Origin of the sequence: Thermotoga sp. Cell2 (genome assembly GCF_000789375.1) — a bacterium.
GTDB classification, from domain to species: domain Bacteria; phylum Thermotogota; class Thermotogae; order Thermotogales; family Thermotogaceae; genus Thermotoga; species Thermotoga petrophila.
This window is the reverse complement of the sequence record NZ_CP003409.1, coordinates 781,649-798,272: the sequence shown is the minus strand read 5'-3', so window position 1 is coordinate 798,272 and position 16,624 is coordinate 781,649. Positions and strand designations below refer to the sequence as shown.

At 47.2% G+C, this 16,624-nt stretch carries 18 protein-coding genes and 1 pseudogene; 12 read left to right on the top strand and 7 right to left on the bottom strand.

The genetic code is table 11. The features are described from left to right. Window positions 1-97: 97 nt before the first annotated feature. From CELL2_RS04095 to CELL2_RS04070, 6 genes and pseudogenes are all read left to right on the top strand, one after another. A complete protein-coding gene (locus CELL2_RS04095) occupies window positions 98-463 on the top strand; it encodes a Fur family transcriptional regulator (RefSeq protein ID WP_038037478.1) in 366 nt (121 codons plus the stop codon). After that, window positions 460-1,262 (top strand): annotated as a pseudogene (locus CELL2_RS04090) (metal ABC transporter substrate-binding protein). Before CELL2_RS04095 ends, CELL2_RS04090 begins: the two are co-directional and overlap by 4 nt. Beyond that, a complete protein-coding gene (locus CELL2_RS04085) occupies window positions 1,259-1,981 on the top strand; it encodes a metal ABC transporter ATP-binding protein (RefSeq protein WP_038033266.1) in 723 nt (240 codons plus the stop codon). Before CELL2_RS04090 ends, CELL2_RS04085 begins: the two are co-directional and overlap by 4 nt. Continuing rightward, complete coding sequence (locus CELL2_RS04080; RefSeq protein ID WP_012896136.1) at window positions 1,978-2,775, top strand: metal ABC transporter permease; 798 nt, start codon at window positions 1,978-1,980, stop codon at window positions 2,773-2,775. The genes CELL2_RS04085 and CELL2_RS04080 overlap by 4 nt, the downstream gene beginning before the upstream one ends. Beyond that, the gene (locus tag CELL2_RS04075; protein WP_038033268.1) at window positions 2,772-3,434 is read left to right on the top strand and encodes a response regulator transcription factor; all 663 of its coding nucleotides are present in this window, start codon (window positions 2,772-2,774) and stop codon (window positions 3,432-3,434) included. Before CELL2_RS04080 ends, CELL2_RS04075 begins: the two co-directional genes overlap by 4 nt. Then, window positions 3,431-4,288, top strand: coding sequence for a sensor histidine kinase KdpD (locus CELL2_RS04070; protein ID WP_012896138.1), 858 nt, complete (start codon window positions 3,431-3,433; stop codon window positions 4,286-4,288). The genes CELL2_RS04075 and CELL2_RS04070 overlap by 4 nt, the downstream gene beginning before the upstream one ends. On the opposite strand, the gene CELL2_RS04065 is transcribed toward CELL2_RS04070, so the two are convergent. After that, on the bottom strand, window positions 4,234-5,622 hold the full coding sequence (locus CELL2_RS04065) for a pyruvate carboxylase subunit B (protein ID WP_038033270.1): 1,389 nt from the start codon (window positions 5,620-5,622) through the stop codon (window positions 4,234-4,236). The genes CELL2_RS04070 and CELL2_RS04065 overlap by 55 nt on opposite strands. Further along, the gene (locus tag CELL2_RS04060) at window positions 5,612-6,688 is read right to left on the bottom strand and encodes a M20 family metallopeptidase (RefSeq protein ID WP_038033272.1); all 1,077 of its coding nucleotides are present in this window, start codon (window positions 6,686-6,688) and stop codon (window positions 5,612-5,614) included. The genes CELL2_RS04065 and CELL2_RS04060 overlap by 11 nt, the downstream gene beginning before the upstream one ends. A gap of 60 nt (window positions 6,689-6,748) precedes the next feature. Between CELL2_RS04060 and CELL2_RS04055 the strand changes: the two genes are divergently transcribed. The 6 genes from CELL2_RS04055 to CELL2_RS04030 all read left to right on the top strand — a co-directional run bounded on the left by CELL2_RS04055 (window position 6,749) and on the right by CELL2_RS04030 (window position 11,740). Next, the gene (locus tag CELL2_RS04055; protein WP_038033274.1) at window positions 6,749-7,903 is read left to right on the top strand and encodes an MFS transporter; all 1,155 of its coding nucleotides are present in this window, start codon (window positions 6,749-6,751) and stop codon (window positions 7,901-7,903) included. A gap of 209 nt (window positions 7,904-8,112) precedes the next feature. After that, the gene (locus tag CELL2_RS04050) at window positions 8,113-8,889 is read left to right on the top strand and encodes a flagellin (RefSeq protein WP_038033275.1); all 777 of its coding nucleotides are present in this window, start codon (window positions 8,113-8,115) and stop codon (window positions 8,887-8,889) included. 1 nt (window position 8,890) lies between these two features. Further along, entirely contained in the window at window positions 8,891-9,475 is a 585-nt protein-coding gene (locus tag CELL2_RS04045) for an isochorismatase family protein (RefSeq protein ID WP_038033276.1), read from the top strand. Next, window positions 9,436-10,230 (top strand): NAD(P)/FAD-dependent oxidoreductase, encoded by a 795-nt coding sequence (locus tag CELL2_RS04040; RefSeq protein ID WP_038033277.1) that lies wholly within the window; start codon window positions 9,436-9,438, stop codon window positions 10,228-10,230. Before CELL2_RS04045 ends, CELL2_RS04040 begins: the two co-directional genes overlap by 40 nt. Next, window positions 10,227-10,799: an MBL fold metallo-hydrolase gene (locus CELL2_RS04035; protein WP_011943377.1), complete on the top strand. Its 573-nt coding sequence runs from the start codon at window positions 10,227-10,229 to the stop codon at window positions 10,797-10,799. Before CELL2_RS04040 ends, CELL2_RS04035 begins: the two co-directional genes overlap by 4 nt. Window positions 10,800-10,804: 5 nt before the next feature. Continuing rightward, window positions 10,805-11,740, top strand: coding sequence for a radical SAM protein (locus CELL2_RS04030; RefSeq protein ID WP_011943376.1), 936 nt, complete (start codon window positions 10,805-10,807; stop codon window positions 11,738-11,740). A 22-nt stretch (window positions 11,741-11,762) separates the two neighbouring features. Here CELL2_RS04030 and trpA read toward each other — a convergent pair whose 3' ends face one another. The 5 genes from trpA to CELL2_RS04005 are packed head-to-tail and all read right to left on the bottom strand — an operon-like array spanning window position 11,763 to window position 16,620. Then, window positions 11,763-12,482 (bottom strand): tryptophan synthase subunit alpha, encoded by a 720-nt coding sequence (gene trpA / locus CELL2_RS04025; RefSeq protein ID WP_038033278.1) that lies wholly within the window; start codon window positions 12,480-12,482, stop codon window positions 11,763-11,765. Beyond that, entirely contained in the window at window positions 12,479-13,648 is a 1,170-nt protein-coding gene (trpB, locus tag CELL2_RS04020) for a tryptophan synthase subunit beta (RefSeq protein ID WP_029683529.1), read from the bottom strand. Before trpB ends, trpA begins: the two co-directional genes overlap by 4 nt. 2 nt (window positions 13,649-13,650) lie before the next feature. Continuing rightward, window positions 13,651-14,268, bottom strand: coding sequence for a phosphoribosylanthranilate isomerase (locus tag CELL2_RS04015; protein ID WP_029683528.1), 618 nt, complete (start codon window positions 14,266-14,268; stop codon window positions 13,651-13,653). Continuing rightward, a complete protein-coding gene (locus tag CELL2_RS04010; RefSeq protein WP_200877808.1) occupies window positions 14,256-15,014 on the bottom strand; it encodes an indole-3-glycerol-phosphate synthase in 759 nt (252 codons plus the stop codon). The genes CELL2_RS04015 and CELL2_RS04010 overlap by 13 nt, the downstream gene beginning before the upstream one ends. Beyond that, a complete protein-coding gene (locus CELL2_RS04005) occupies window positions 14,989-16,620 on the bottom strand; it encodes a bifunctional anthranilate synthase component II/anthranilate phosphoribosyltransferase (RefSeq protein WP_235231286.1) in 1,632 nt (543 codons plus the stop codon). Before CELL2_RS04005 ends, CELL2_RS04010 begins: the two co-directional genes overlap by 26 nt. Between the last annotated feature and the right edge of the window lie 4 nt (window positions 16,621-16,624).

Genomic DNA, 16,624 nt, shown 5'->3' with positions numbered 1-16,624 from the left:
ATATATCATCAGTACAATGTTTGAATGATATCTTGAAATCAGCGACTGTGTGTAGTACAATATAACTTGCAAATGCTTTGCATTTGCAGGTGAGAGTATGAGGATGACAAAAAACAGGGAAGCCGTTCTTGAGATAATCGAATCTTCCAGAGTCCCTCTCACTGCCGAGGAGATACATCGAAAACTGGATGTTAATCTCTCCACGGTCTACAGGGCATTGAAGTTTTTAGAGGAAAGAAACCTCGTGGGTTCTTTCAGTGTGGGTGGCCCGAGATACTTCTTCAAGAAGAAAAGACACTATCACTTTTTGATCTGTGAGAAATGCGGGAAGCTCTTTCCTTTCGAAGAATGCGTGGATGAATTTCTTAAAAAACTCCAGAAAAAGTACGATTTTTCTGAAGAAAGTCATCTGTTTCTGATACACGGAATCTGTAAGGAATGCAAAAAGGAGGTGGAAAAATGAGGAGGATTCTTCTCCTTCTAGTACTCGCTGTCACCGTTTTGAGTTTCGGCAAAACTATCGTGACCACGATAAACCCGTACTACCTCATCGTTTCTCAGCTGCTCGGCGATACGGCGAGCGTAAAGCTCCTTGTTCCCCCTGGAGCGAATCCACACTTGTTTTCACTAAAGCCTTCCGACGCTAAGACTCTGGAAGAAGCGGATCTGATCGTAGCGAACGGACTCGGATTGGAGCCGTATTTAGAAAAATACAGAGAAAAGACAGTTTTCGTTTCAGACTTCATTCCAGCACTTCTTCTCATCGACGAGAACCCTCACATCTGGCTCGATCCTTTCTTCCTCAAATACTACATTGTTCCTGGACTGTACCAGGTTCTCATCGAGAAATTCCCGGAAAAACAGAGTGAAACAAGACAGAAAGCAGAAGAGATCGTAAGCGGACTGGACACCGTGATCAGAGATTCCTTCAAAACACTCCTCCCTTACACCGGAAAAACAGTGGTGATGGCTCATCCGAGTTTTACGTACTTCTTCAAGGAATTCGGCCTGGAATTGATACCACTCTCCAGCGGTCATGAACACAGCACGAGTTTTTCCACGATCAAAGAGATCCTCAGGAAAAAGAACAGATTGCTGCCCTGTTCAGAGAACCACAGCAGCCGGCAGAGATTCTCTCGAGTCTCGAAAAAGAACTGAGAATGAAGAGCTTCGTGCTCGATCCCCTCGGAGTGAACGGAGAAAAGACGATCGTGGAACTCCTGAGAAAGAATCTTTCTGTGATCCAGGAGGCGTTGAAATGAAAATCGTGGAAGTGAAGAATCTGACCTACAGAATAAACGATTTTGAGATCCTGAAGAATGTAACCTTCTCCGTGGAAGAAGGTGAATTCGTTGGAATAATCGGCCCGAACGGAGCAGGAAAAACCACACTTGTGAGAATTCTGGTGGGGGAGATAAAGAATTACGAAGGCAAGGTAGAAGTCAGAGGGAAGATAGGATACCTTCCACAGCTCCATCAGGTTCAGAGAGAGTTTCCCATCACCGTAAAAGAGTTCGCTGCGATGGGAATGTACGGCAGGTACAGAAAGATAGACTGGGAAAAGGTGAGATCGACCTTGAAAGATGTGGGGATCCTTCACAAAGAAAACGATCCGATAAAGAACCTCTCAGGTGGTGAATTCCAGAGACTCTCACTCGCGAGGGCCCTTCTTTCAGATCCGGATATTCTCGTATTGGACGAACCTGAGGCTGGAGTGGATGAAATGGGAAAGGCTTCCTTTTACGAGCTTCTGAACCGATTGAGGAAAGAAAAAAATATCACAGTCATCATGGTCAGCCACGACATCGGAATGGTGTTCAAAGAATGCAGCACCATCATGTGTCTCAACAGGACCCTTCACTGTCATGGTCCAACTGAAACGATCAACCCTGAAGACCTCAAGAGAATCTTCACAGACTTCGACATATGGATCAGAGGAACAAGACACTACGAGATCTACCATGGGAGGGAGAGAGATTGAGCTTCTTTCACGATCTCGCTGAGTACAGTTTCTTAAGGACAGCTTTCGTTGGGGGAATCCTGGTCGCGTCTTTATCGGGCCTTGTTTCTCCAATAGTGGTTTTTAGAAGGATGGAGTTCATAGGAGATGGAACCGCACACGCGGTCTTTGCCGGGCTTGCCGCAGCCACTCTCATCGGAGCGGATCACAGATTGATTGCCTTTGCCACGGCTCTTCTTTTCGCTTTTGCGGTGAGTCTCTTTTCTCGCTCCAGGATCAGCGAAAGCAGTGCCATAGGCATCCTCCTTCCTTTCTTCATGGCCGTTGGAGTGGTTCTCTTTTCTGTTTCGGGAAGGTATCAGACAGATGTGATGGGGTATCTGTTCGGTGACGTGCTTCTTGTGAACAGCACCGACGTCGCGATAACGGCCGTTGTCCTTGCCCTGAGCGTGATCCTCACCGTGGTGTTCAGATGGGACATCAAGTATTTCATAGTGGATGAAAAAATGGCCAGGTTTTATGGCATAAAAACAGATCTCATCCGTTTTCTGATCACCTCGTTCATCGCTATCACCGTGGTGACGACCGTTAAAGTGGTTGGTGTGATCCTCACAGGTGCCCTTCTGATCCTTCCTGGTCTCGTCTCGAAAATATTTGGAAAATCCTTCTGGTCACTCACAACAATATCCGTCATCTTCAGCACCGGCGTTTTCTTCGCGGGGTTTCTGACCGCTTACAATCTCGACCTGCCACCAGGTCCGGTCATTGTGATCATCGCTTTCGTTTCTTTCCTTCCAATGCTAAAATTCTCATGATGTGGAAGATAGCCGTTGTGGATGACGACAAGAATATTCTGAAAACGGTGAGTGAAAAACTCCAGCAGTTGGGACGGGTGAAGACCTTCCTCACAGGAGAAGATTTTTTGAACGACGAGGAAGCCTTTCATGTTGTGGTTCTGGACGTCATGCTTCCAGACTACAGTGGTTACGAGATCTGCAGGATGATAAAAGAAACCCGACCAGAAACCTGGGTGATACTCCTAACGCTCCTTTCCGATGATGAAAGCGTTCTAAAAGGATTCGAAGCGGGGGCAGACGACTACGTGACAAAACCGTTCAATCCAGAGATTCTTCTCGTGAGAGTGAAAAGATTTTTGGAGAGGGAAAAGAAGGGACTGTACGACTTCGGAGATCTGAAGATAGATGCCTCTGGTTTTACTGTGTTTTTGAAGGGGAAAAGAATACATCTTCCCAAAAAAGAATTCGAGATACTGCTCTTTCTCGCAGAAAACGCCGGAAAAGTCGTCACGCGAGAGAAACTCCTGGAAACCTTTTGGGAAGACCCTGTCTCACCAAGGGTTGTGGACACAGTCATAAAGAGAATCAGAAAAGCCATAGAGGACGACCTAAACCGTCCTCGATACATAAAGACTATCTGGAGTGTGGGTTACATGTTCACGGGGGGAGAAAGATGATATCTCTGAGAACCTTTCTTATCACCTTTCTTGTGAATATAGCCTTACTTGGAATCTTCTGGGGAAACAGGATGAACTTTGTGGATGTCGTTATTTTCTCTTTCTTTTCAGCGCTCTTTGTTAGTCTCGCTACTCATATTCTGGTGACCAGCAGACTGAGGAAGCTCAGAGAAGCTGTAGCCAGAAAAAACCGATTCGAAGATTTCCTGAACGATGAGATCACAAAACTCGCCGAAGAGGTGAATTCGGTAGTCGAAAATTCGCTGATTCAGGAAAAAGAAACGGAAAAATTGAAAGACATCGTCACAGGTTTTGTGCACGATGTGAAATCGCTCGTATGGAATGAGGTTGAGGACGAAAATTTACAGAAGATCATAGAAGAATTCTACGAATTCGCCAAGCTCGAAGCTGGTCTTGAAAGGTTGAGAAAAGAGCCGGTTAATCTCGTCGAACTCGTGAACGACGTGGTGGAAAAATTCCCAGGAAAAGTCATTTTCAAGTACGATGACGTCGTGGAAGTCGAAGCTGATTCCATGAAGCTTTTCAGGGCCTTTTACAACGTGATAGAAAACGCTGTGAAGTATTCTTCAGGACCGGTGGAGGTCCACGTGAAAAAAGACAGGATCATCGTGAAAGGTCCCGGACCAGAGATCCCCTATGAGGTGCGTGCAAATCTTTTCGAGAAAAAGAAAAAAAGCAAAGGTACAGGACTGGGCCTGTACCTCGCAAGGGAATTTTTCGAAATGCATGGCTTCAGAATCGCTTACAGGAGAGAAGGAGATTACAACGTTTTTGAGATTTACACTGGATACACCGGCATGTCATCGGTAAAGTCAGAGAGAGATTCGAGATAGTTGAAGTCCACGCCGATCTTCTCCTCGTACTTCTTCCTCAAAAATTTCTTACCAACCTCTCCCAGGATCACAGCGATGAGAAGGTCTTCGTCCGTTTCAACAAGAATTCCCAATTCTTTCCTTGTTTTGTCCAGTTCGGGTTCCAAAAGATCAGCAGGTCTGCAATCTATGGGTTTCTCATCACCAAGAATCTTTCTCATCAGTTCTGGATCAATCAGTGCGGGTGGCCTACCATAGAGTCCTTTCACATAATTCCTCGTTTCGTTGGTTATCCGCTCGTATCTACCATAGACCACGTTGAGAAACGCCTGAACACCCACGATCTGACTCGTTGGTGTAACGAGTGGTGGATAACCGAGGTCTTTTTGGACCCTCGGAACCTCCTCGAGCACCTTATCAAGCAAGTGTTCCATCCTCTGCTCCTTCAACTGCTTGAGAAGGTTGGAGTACATACCACCGGGAATCTGCGAGAATATGATCCTCGAATCTGGATACTTCATCCCCACATCGTACTCGATGTATTTCATTCTCACCTTCGTGAAATGATCCACCAGAAACTTCAGCGCTTCTCTGTCAAAATCCTCTTTTCCGTTTCCTCTGAAAGCGTAATACATGGTTTCAAAAGTTGGCTGAGACGTTCCCATAGAAAACGGAGAAATAGCCGTATCGAAAAAATCCGCCCCTGCTTCGTAAGCCGCTTGATACGCAAGGGGAGCAAAGCCTGTGGTACAGTGAGAGTGGACCTCAACGGGAACACCGAACTTCTCTTTCAAAGCCCTGACGAGTTCGTAAGCCCTTTTTGGAGTGAGAAGCCCCGCCATGTCCTTTATACAAATCGAGTCCACTCCCATATCCAGAAGTTTTCTTGCGAAGTCAAGATAGTAATCGAGAGTGTGGACAGGACTCACCGTGTAACTGATCGCTACCTGAACATGAAGACCGTGCTTTTTTGACTCTTCAATAGATTTCTGCAGATTTCTTTCATCGTTCAGCGCATCGAAGATACGTATGATATCCAGTCCGTACTCCGCCACTTTCTTTATGAAAAGCTCCACAACATCGTCCGCGTAGTGCCTGTAGCCAACGAGATTCTGTCCTCTCAGAAGCATCTGTATCTTCGTGTTCTTCAAACCTTCTCTTATCTTTTTCAACCTCTCCCACGGATTTTCGTTCAGAAATCTGACGGCGACATCGAAGGTTGCTCCTCCCCACACTTCCATGGAGTGAAAATTCATTCTGTCGAACGCTTCGAGAGCAGGCAGCATATCTTCCGTTCTCATCCTCGTCGCGATCAAAGATTGATGTCCATCTCTTAAGGTTGTATCAACGAACATTTTTTTCACCTCCAAGTTTTCTCAAAAGATGTACAACCAGATTCACCCTATCTTCAAATTGATCGAGTCTCGCGTATTCATCCTCGGAGTGCATCTTACCACCGGGAATACCCAGACCGTCTATGGAAGGAACGCCGTTCTGCGAGAAAAACGCCACGTCTCCTCCACCAGTTGCCCTCACAAAACTCACAGTCATTCCAATCTCTTCGGCAGACATCTTCACGATATTCACAAAATCAGGATCTTCTTTCATAGGAAGCCTTCTGAGTTTCAAGCTGTAAGAAACGTTCGCTTCAGGATGTACAGCAGAGAGTCGTTTCAGTGTTTCTTCGAGAAACTCGTACTCTTTGTCATCGTAATACCTGACATCGAAATAAACCTCCGCTTTGTCCGGGGTCACGTTGCTTTCCGCACCACCCTTTACGATCGTTGGATTCAGAGTAAGGTTTGGAAATCTCCCGTTCAATGAAAAGAGTTCCACCGCTTTGAAAGCCAGTTCAACGATCGCGTTGGCTCCTTCGTCCAGTCTTGAAGCGTGTCCTTTTTTTCCGCGAGCGAACAACCACAGGGAGATGATTCCCTTCCTGGAGGATATGAGCTCTCCGTTTTCTCTTCCAGGCTCGAAGGATAGACAGTGAGAACTCATACCGGAAACTTCTTCAAAGGTTTCTCTGCTGAGCGGTGATCCCAGTTCTTCATCCACATTCAGAACCACACAGAGATCGGTATCGTTCTGTCGGAGGAATCTTTTCAAAGACTCAAGGAGAATCACAACTCCTCCTTTCATGTCACAAACACCAGGACCCTTGGCGATGTTTCCTTCTATCGTGAAAGGTCTTCTCTTCGATTCACCTTCGGGAAAGACGGTGTCGAGATGTCCTATGAGGGTAATGTAAGGCGGTTTTCCGCGGAAAGCCACGTAAGCGGCTTCTCTTTTCTCCACTCTGAAACCAAAGTCTTCGAGAATCTCTGTCAGAAACGATGTTCGTCTCAGCTTCTCCTCGAATGGAAGATCGGGCCCTGTGTCGATGTTCACGAGTTTTTCGTAAATTTCGATCCACTTCATTTTTATCCCTCCAACTACATTATACTATCTTTTGAGAAAACCCTGGTGAGGAGGGATGTTATGTCCAGAAAAAAGGCCTTTCTATTCATCGTGCTTTTGGGACTGGTCAGTCTCTTCGCGGACGTTACTTACGAAGGGGCAAGGAGCATCATCGGACCGTTCATGAAGACACTGGGAGCGAGCGCCGCCGCTCTTGGATTTGCCGTGGGGCTCGGTGAACTCACAGGATACGCCTTCAGATTGATTTCGGGAATTCTGAGCGATAAAACACGAAAGTACTGGCTTTTCACCATCCTGGGATACGCGATAAATCTCTTTGCGGTACCGGCTCTCGCGCTTGCAGGAAACTGGCAGACAGCGCTTGTTCTCATCATCGCCGAAAGATTTGGAAAGGCCCTGAGAACTCCCGCAAGGGATGTTCTTCTCTCTTTCGCTTCTGAAGAAGTTGGAATGGGCAAAGGCTTTGGCATTCATGAGGCGCTAGATCAGATCGGTGCCATCTTGGGACCTCTTGCGCTCACATTCGCCCTCGCATTTGGAAAAAGTTACAGATTTTGCTTTTTCATCCTCCTCATACCGGCTCTCGTTGCAATGGTTCTTCTCCTCACAGCACGTATAACTTTCCCAGCTCCTCAGGAAATGAAAAAGAAGAAAGACAATCCAGTGGATCGAAATCCGGGAAGGACTTACTGGTTCTATCTTGCCATCGTTTCGATGGTGGCTTTTGCCTTCGTTGATTTTCCCATCATTGCATACCACATGAAGAGTTTTGAAGTCACGAAAGATTTCTTCGCCCCCGCGACTTACTCACTCGCGATGGCCGTGGATGCGGTGGCTGCGCTGGTTTTCGGTCATTTGTTCGATAAAAAGGGTTTCGTTGCCCTGGCCTACGCGGTTCTTCTCTCTTCTTTCTTTCCCGTGCTTTCTTTTTCGAACAGTTTTCCGCTCATCTTTGCCGGAGTGATTCTCTGGGGAATCGGTATGGGGGCACAGGAATCGATCATGAGAGCGGTTGTAGCGAAGATCGTACCTGCAGAAAAGCGTGGATTCGCTTACGGAATGTTCTTCACCGTGTACGGTGTTTTCTGGTTCTCTGGATCGTGGATCATGGGAACGCTCTACGATATCAACCGGTTCTATCTGATACTGTTCTCTTTCGTAATACAGTTTGCAGCGGCTCTGCTCCTTCTTAGAATGAAAAGATACGAATGGTGAACCATCCTGCCTCCTATGAGGCAGGTCTGCTTCAACCCGTGATAGCTCGTAGACCCTTTTTAGGTTCCGCCAGAGCACGGTCAACGGGCATGAACTCGGACGGCTCCCGCCCTACTTAACGATCGTGATTTTTGGCCGCAATTTCATTATGGCGTATTAAGGTAGAGTCTTGTCTGATAAAATTCATTATGGAAAGGGGGGGATTCAGGATGAGGGTGAACGACGTAAGTCTGATGCGGTACATTCAGCAACTCAGCCTTGAAAGAAAAGCCCCCACACCGGGAAGTTTTCTCTTCAACACAGTATCCGAACTTACCATTCAGCAGAAATTGAGAGGACAGATAGAAGGATACAGAACGACACTTTCACAAATATACAACGGAATAGGTCTTCTGAACACGGCCGATTCGGGACTTGAAAGCATATCAACATCGCTTCAGAGGGCAAGAGAACTCGCCGTTCAGGCTTCGAACGCTACTCTCACAGACGTAGAAAGATCCATGATACAGAAAGAATACGAAGAAATAATGCGCGGTGTGAAAAGGATTATCCAGCAGACAACTTACAACGAACAGAGGGTGCTCGCTGGAGACGTTCGAAACCTTGTGATCCAGACGGGACCCAATGAAGGACAGAACGTAACGGTGAACATACCAAACCTCGAAGAGACTCTCTCCGAACTGTTTGAAGTGGACCTTTCCACCTTCGAAGGAGCACAAAGATCTCTTGAAACCATAGATCAAGCTCTGGAAAACATCTCTCAGATCAGAGGAAACGTTGGATCCTGGATGAACAGGCTGGAGTCTTCAGCGAGAAGTGCGATGAACAGCTACACGGAGCTCTTCAAAACAGAAAGCCTTTTCGAACCGAACGTGGCAGAACTTCTCCTCGAGTCAACGAAGGAAGACATTTTGAGACAGACGGCACTGACCGGAATTCTCTTCAGAATGGAAAATGCGGGAAACGTACTCAAACTCTTGATGTAGTATGTTTTATTTCCCAGAAAGAGAAAAGAAAAGATTCACTTTGAAAAGGCCGGCACTTCTCATCATCGATCTTCAAAGTTATTTCACCTCTCCTGACTCCCCAGCATACCTCCGGGGAGTGGAGTTTGTTATCGAAAACATCAGAAAACTGAAGATCTCCTTCGAAAGAGCGAAACTTCCCGTGATAGCCACAGTCCACGTAGGAGCGTCTCCGATGATGAAGAAGTGGTGGGGAAACGAAGTGGATAAAAGGTGGGGCGTTCCCGTTTTTTCCGATGTTCTTCTTTTTGAAAAGAACACGTACGACGCGTTTTATTCAACGAAACTCGAAGAGGAGCTCATATCAAAGAACATTAATCAGCTGATCATAACAGGTGTGATGACACATCTTTGCTGTGAAACTACAGCCCGAAGCGCTTTTGTGAGAAACTTCGAAGTGATAATGGTGGAGGACGCGCTGTGGGATAAAAACGAATGGTACCACTTCTCTTCACTGAAAAACCTGGCACATGGAGTCGCGTACATCGCAAAGACGGAGGAGATCCTGTGCGCGTTGGAATCGTTGGAGCAGGGCCAGCGGGAGTAGCAGCCGCTGTGTTTCTGAGAAGGTACAACGTTCACGTTACGGTGTTCGAAAAAAACAGGGTGGGAGGACTTTTGCGGAACGCTTATCTCGTTGAAAACATCCCGGTTTTGCCTCCAGCCCCCGGTGAAGAGATCTGCAAAACACTGGAGAAAAGATTATTTGAATCTGGTGCTGAACTCATAAGGGAAGAAGTTGTAAAAGTGGAAAACGAAAAAATTCTGACAGAAAGAGAAACTCATTTGTTCGACTACGTGATCGTTGCAAGTGGCACGATTCCAAAGAGGATTCCAGAGTTCGAAGTATCTAAGAATGTGGTCTATGAATTCATCGATCTTCCAGAATTCGAGCAACTCGCAATCTATGGAGCAGGAGACGCTGCATTCGACAGCGCTTTGAACGCTCTCAGGAGAGGAAAAGAGGTACATCTTTTCAACAGAGGCAGCAGAATCAGAGCGCTTCCCCTCCTGGTCGAGAGAGCGAAAAAATACGAGAAATTCTATTATCATGAAAGATGCCCCATCCTCAAGGTGGAAGAAGAGGGCAAAATGGTTAAACTGAAAACAGAACACGGTGTTTTCACCTTCGACGCTCTCCTTTTGTCTGTGGGCAGGGTCCCAAATACTTCTTTCGTTGAACCTGGAGAAAGAACTTTCATTGTTGGGGATGCGAGAGGTGGTTTCAGACAGGCATCGATAGCGATGGGCAGTGCCATCGAAACAGCGATGGAGATCCTGAGAAGAGAGGGAACAGTATGAAAGTCAGCAGATACACAACTTCGCCGCCGTTCGATGTGAACACCTACGTGTTTGAGATTGATGGTACTCTCTACGTGATAGATCCAGGAGAAGGGATCTCTCAATTCGTCAGCAAGCCAGTCGTTGTCCTCGTCACACACGGCCACTGTGACCACATATCGGGAATCCTGGAACTGGATGTGAGAGGTCTTTTCATCTCTCCCGAAGACGCCTTCACGCTGACAGATCCTGCCGCGAACCTTTCCAGTGATTTCATGGACCATTCGGTGATCGTCGATCTTCCATGGGAGAACATCGATCTTCATTTCAGAACCCTTAAGGTGCCAGGTCACACAAAAGGGTCTCGATTCATCATCTTCGACGGAGTGGTTTTCACCGGAGATACGGTCTTTGCCGACACGATCGGAAGAATAGACCTTGGAGGATCGGAAGAGAAAATGAAAACCACGCTGAAAAAGGTGAAAGAGTTCTTCAAAAATCTTCCAGAGGACTGGCTCGTGTGTCCGGGCCACGGCGAGATCACAACTGTGGGAGATCTTCTGAAAAGGAACATATTCCTGGGGAGGTAAAAGCTGTGAAAATTCTCAAGAGAGTGGGAAAAGAAGAAGTCGCATACGTGTATCTTGGAGAAACTTCCAGAGGGAATCTGGTGGAATTCGTTGAATCGATTCAGCCGCCCATTCCCCGCGAAAAGAAATGGGTTCTTATTGTTTCAACACTCGCTGGATGTCCCGTGGGATGTCTCATGTGCGACGCAGGAGGTTTTTACAAAGGTAAACTCTCCGCCGATGAAATCTTCGAACAGATCGATTTTCTGGTGAAGAGCAGGTACCCAAACGGAAGGATCCCTTCGGAGAAGTTCAAAATACAGTTTGCAAGGATGGGAGAACCCGCCCTAAACGAAGCCGTTCTCGATGTTCTGAAGGAACTTCCAGTAAGGTACGAAGCGCCTGGACTGATGCCTTCGATTTCCACAGTCGCCCCTCACGGGACGGATTCTTTCTTCGAAGAGCTTCTTAAAATAAAGGAAAAACACTATAGAGGTAAGTTCCAGCTTCAGTTTTCCATTCACTCCACAGACGAGAAAGAAAGAGATCGGATCATTCCCGTAAAAAAATGGTCTCTCGACAAGATATCAGAGTTCGGAAAGCGGTTTGTGAAAGAAAACGACAGAAAAATCACCTTGAATTTCGCTGTGGCACAAGAGTACTCGCTGGACCCGGAAGTGATCATAGAAGTCTTCGATCCTGAGAAGTTCCTTGTGAAAATCACACCGGTGAACCCTACCTATCGTTCAAAGGAGAACAATCTGAATTCAGATGTTGACGTCGAAAGAAAAGGACTTCTGAAGCATCAGAACTTCATAGAAGAGCTCAAAAACGCTGGTTTTGAGGTGATCCTGAGTATCGGTGAACTCGAGGAGAACAAGATCGGCAGCAACTGCGGTCAATACGTCCAGAGACACTTGATGAGCGAAAAAAAGATCGTGGATGGTTACCAGTACGTGTGAAAACCCCGCGCAGGCGGGGTTTTTATTTTCCGAGGAGTTCTTTCACTTTCTCAACAACCTTCTTAGGAATCTCATCCTTCGGACTTTCTTCCATTATTCTCACAAGCGCGCTCCCGACGATCGCACCGTCGGCGATCTCCCACACCTTCTCCACCTGTTCGTGCCTGGAGATTCCAAAACCCACGAAGAGAGGAAGTTTTATTCTTTCTTTCACCCTCTTTATGTGATCCGCGAAAGGAAGGTCTTCCCTCTCACCTGTGACGCCGTACCGGGATATGTAATAGACGAACGGAGCCTGAACGGAATTGATAAACTCTATTTCCTCATCTTTGGTGTTCGGTGCAACGAAGGGAACTATGGGATACGCTATATTGACGTTCTTTACCTCCCTCAAGGGCAGGTCAGGTATGATCAAGCCCTTCACACCGAGTTTTTTCAATTCATCGAGGAGTTTTTCTTTTCCCTCTGGATAGTTCACTATCGGATTCAAATAGCTCATCAGGTAGAGATCGTAATCAACAGATATTTCATTCAGCATCTCCAGAATCTTTTTCATAGTGACTCCATTTCTCAGAGCCACGCTGTGGGCAAGCTGAATAACAGGACCGTCAGCCACCGGATCGGAGAACGGAACTCCTATCTCCACACCTGTGATGCCGAGTTCGTTGAGAGCGATAAGTATTTTCCTTGTGGTTTCAAGATCGGGAAATCCAGCGGGGATGTATGCAATAAAGCCCTTCATCCTATCCTCTCCCTGACGTACGGATGGTTCAAAACTGATTCTAAATCCTTGTCGCCGCGCCCTGAAAGGTTCACAACGACGACCTTACCCTTTATATTGATCTTCTTCAGGTAAGCCAGTGCGTGAGAGCTTTCGAGTGCTGGAATGATCCCTTCCAGCCTTGAAAGTTCGATGAAGGCATCGAGAGCTTCTTCATCCGTCACCGCATCGTACAGAACTTTTCCAGTCTCCCTCCAATAAGCGTGTTCAGGCCCCACACCGGAATAGTCCAGTCCCGCCGAAACAGAGTGTGTCACCTGAACCTGGCCCCAGTCATCTTGAAGAACGAAGGTCTTACTTCCGTGTAGGTATCCAATTTTCCCTTTGAGAAGAGAAGCTGCGTGCTTTCCGGTTTCGAGGCCTTCTCCACCAGCTTCCACTCCGATCAGCTTCACACCGGAATCTATGAACGGGTAGAATATACCGGCGGCGTTGCTTCCTCCTCCAACACACGCAACGATGTAATCCGGCAATCTCCCTTCCTTCTCAAGGATCTGCTTTTTTGTTTCCTCACCAATCACTTTCTGAAAGTTTCTCACTATGATCGGATACGGGTGAGGTCCCACGACGGATCCGATAACGTAGTAGGTGGTCTGAAGGTTCGTGATCCAGTCCCGAAGAGCTTCGTTTATGGCGTCTTTCAGCGTTCTGCTTCCGCTCTTCACAGGAACCACTTTCGCACCGAGGAGTTTCATTCTCTCAACGTTGGGTTTCTGTCTGATCGTGTCTTCTTCACCCATATATATGACGCACTCCATTCCAAAGAGCGCGGCGGCCGTCGCGGTGGCAACGCCGTGCTGCCCCGCTCCTGTTTCCGCTATTATTCTTGTTTTTCCCATCCTCTTCGCGAGAAGCACCTGACCTATGGCGTTGTTTATCTTGTGAGCACCTGTGTGAAGAAGATCTTCACGCTTCAAATAAATCCTGGCGTTGTACTTTTCACTCAACCTTCTGGCGAAGTAAAGAGGAGTGGGGCGTCCAGCGTAATCCCTTAGAAGGTCGTTGAACTCTCTCCAGAACGATTCATCCTTCATGATTTCCTCGTAAGCCGCCTCGAGTTCCTCGAGTGCGGGCATGAGAATCTCGGGAACGTACTGACCTCCGTAAGGACCGAAGTAACCTTTCATTCTCACAACCCCTTTGCATTTTTAATGAACATCTTTATTGAATCGTGATCTTTCTTTCCTGGAAAGGCCTCAACACCGGAAGACACATCCACCGCGAAAGGCCTAACCACGTCTATCGCACTTCTGACGTTCTCAGGATTCAAACCTCCCGATAGCATGAGATACCTGAACCGGTCCCTGTACGGGAGGATCAGAGACCAGTCGAACGTTTTTCCACTTCCCCCATACTCCGGTGTCTTCGTATCGAGAAGAACCGGAAACTCCCTGTAATTCAAAGCACGCTCTATATCCCTTTCGTTCGAAACTCCAACTGCTTTTATCACCAGGATTCTCTCCGCTATTTTCCTGCACAGTTCGATCGATTCTTCTCCATGTAGCTGGACCGCGTTCAGCTGAACATAAGAGGCCACATTCAGAATCTTTTCTGGTTCTTCGTTCACAAAGACTCCCACACGAAAAACGAAAGGAGGTAATTCAACAGAAATCCTCCTGGCATCCTCAGGAGAGATGTATCTTTTGCTCTTTGGATAGAAAACGAATCCCACAGCGTCAGCACCGCTCTCCACAGAAAACAGCGCATCTTCCAGATTAGTTATCCCACAGATCTTCACTCTGACCATGCTCTCATCTCTTCCAGAAATCTTCTTGGATTTTCGGCTTTCATGATGGATGTACCAACGAGAACCGCGTTCACTTTCCCCCGCAGATCCTTGAGTTCTCTGGGATCTTTTATGCCACTTTCAGCGACCACAACCGTATCATCCGGCACGAGTGGTAGAAGTTCCCACAGCACATTCTTCTTTATCTCGAAAGTGTCTAGATCTCTCGTGTTGATACCGATTATCTTCGGTCTGATCACAGAAAAGACCTTCTCCAGATCTTCTCTGGAGTGGACTTCTACGAGACTGTCCATTCCAAGCTCTTCCGCCGCTTCATAGATTTCTTTTATCTGCTCTGCAGTGAGTATTCGGGCGATAATAAGAACGGCGTCTGCTCCCACACTGGAAGCCAGTTTCACCTGGACCTTGTCTATGTAGAAGTCCTTAGCGAGAATGGGTCTGCAGGTCAAGGCCCTCGCTGCTTTTACGAAAGAAATATCTCCTTTGAAATAGTGCTTTTCCGTGAGGATGCTGATCGCATCCGCCAGCTCGTCGTACATCCTTATGAAATATTCCAGAGAAGCATCAGCGTTTATATCACCAGCGGATGGAGAGGCCTTCTTGAATTCTGCTATGATCTTTACTCTCTCTTTTCCCGACAGAACCTCCAGAAATCTGTGGTTCATTCTTTGAACGATCAAGTTCTCGCCGTCTATCTTCAGAATATCTTTCTTTTTGGCTTCAACTATTTCCCAGAGTCTTCTGATAGTCCATTACCTCCCTCAATTTTTTGTAGGCCTCACCCGTTCTGATGAGGTCGAGAGCCTTTCCGACACCGTCCTTTATGGTGTCACATTCGCCCACGATCCAGAAGACAACTCCCGCGTTCAGAGCCACCGTCTCCACCTGTGTTCTGCTGGCTTCTCCTTTCAGAATACTTTCCATCAACCGGTACGCCTCTTTGGGATCGGAAGGACCTTTCAGCTCCTCGGGATCTCCACTCTTCAATCCGAGTTCTTCGGGATCCAGCGTCATGGGGACGATCTCTTCCTGAGTAACGAGGAGTAGGTTGTTCTTACCACACGTGGTGAGTTCGTCTGTGAAACCTCCGTTGACCACTGCCGAACGTTCCGTACCAAGACGTTGAAGGGCCGCTGCGAGTTTGGAAGCGAAAGAAAGATCGAAGACCCCCACCATTTGGTACTTTACCCTGGCAGGATTCGTTATGGGACCAAGAAGGTTGAAAGCCGTTCTGATCTTCAGCTGTCTTCTCGCGGGCATCACATATTTCATCGCTGGATGAAGAAGCGGTGCGAAAAGGAAAGAAAAACCGGTTTCTCTGAGCTCTCTTTCCATCTCCTCCGGTGTTTTTTCGAGCTTGTATCCTCCCGCTTCTAAAACATCGGCACTTCCCACCTTGCTTGAGACAGATCGGTTACCGTGTTTTGCAACGGGAATACCAGCCGCAGCAACGACAAAGGCCGTTGCCGTCGAAATGTTGAACGTACCAAAACCGTCTCCACCGGTTCCACAGGTGTCGACCGTTCTCGGAGAAGGTGCTCTTATATGAACCGATTTCTCTCGCATTACGCTGGCCATTCCACCGAGTTCGTCTCCCGTTTCCCCTTTCATCCTGAGCGCCACAAGGAAACCTGCGATTTGAGCGTCCGTGGCATTCCCAGACATGATGAAGTTCATCACTTGACGGCTCTCTTCGAAAGTGAGATCTTCGAACTCTACGAGTTTTTTGAGAGCGGAAACGATGTCAATTTCCACTTCTTCGGAAACTTTCTTTTTCTGAATATCCTGGATGTTCAGGAAGTTCTTTATGATTCTCTTTCCTTCTTCGGTCAGTACGGATTCTGGATGAAACTGAACTCCAAAGGTTGGGTGTTCTTTGTGCTGGAGTCCCATGATCTCTCCATCGTCACTTTTGGCGGTGATTTCCAGAACCTCAGGAAGGGATGCCTCCTCAACGACGAGTGAATGGTACCGCGTAGCAACGAGTGGATTTTTCACACCAGAGAATACACCCTTTCCGTTGTGTACGATCTTCGATGTCTTTCCATGAAGAATCCTCTTTGCATGCACGATCTTTCCACCAAAAGCGTAGCCAATCACCTGGTGTCCAAGACACACACCGAGTATTGGGACCTTCCCGCTGAAGTGCCTCACAACATCGACGGAGATACCCGCTTCTTCAGGTCTTCCGGGACCAGGAGATATAACTATGTGAGTAGGATTTTTTCTCTCTATCTCTTCAATCGTTATCTCATCGTTTCTGAAGACTTCGATTTCACAGCCCGGTTCTACCTCACCGATGTACTGAACGATGTTGTAAACGAACGAATCGTAGTTGTCTATAACGATCACTCTT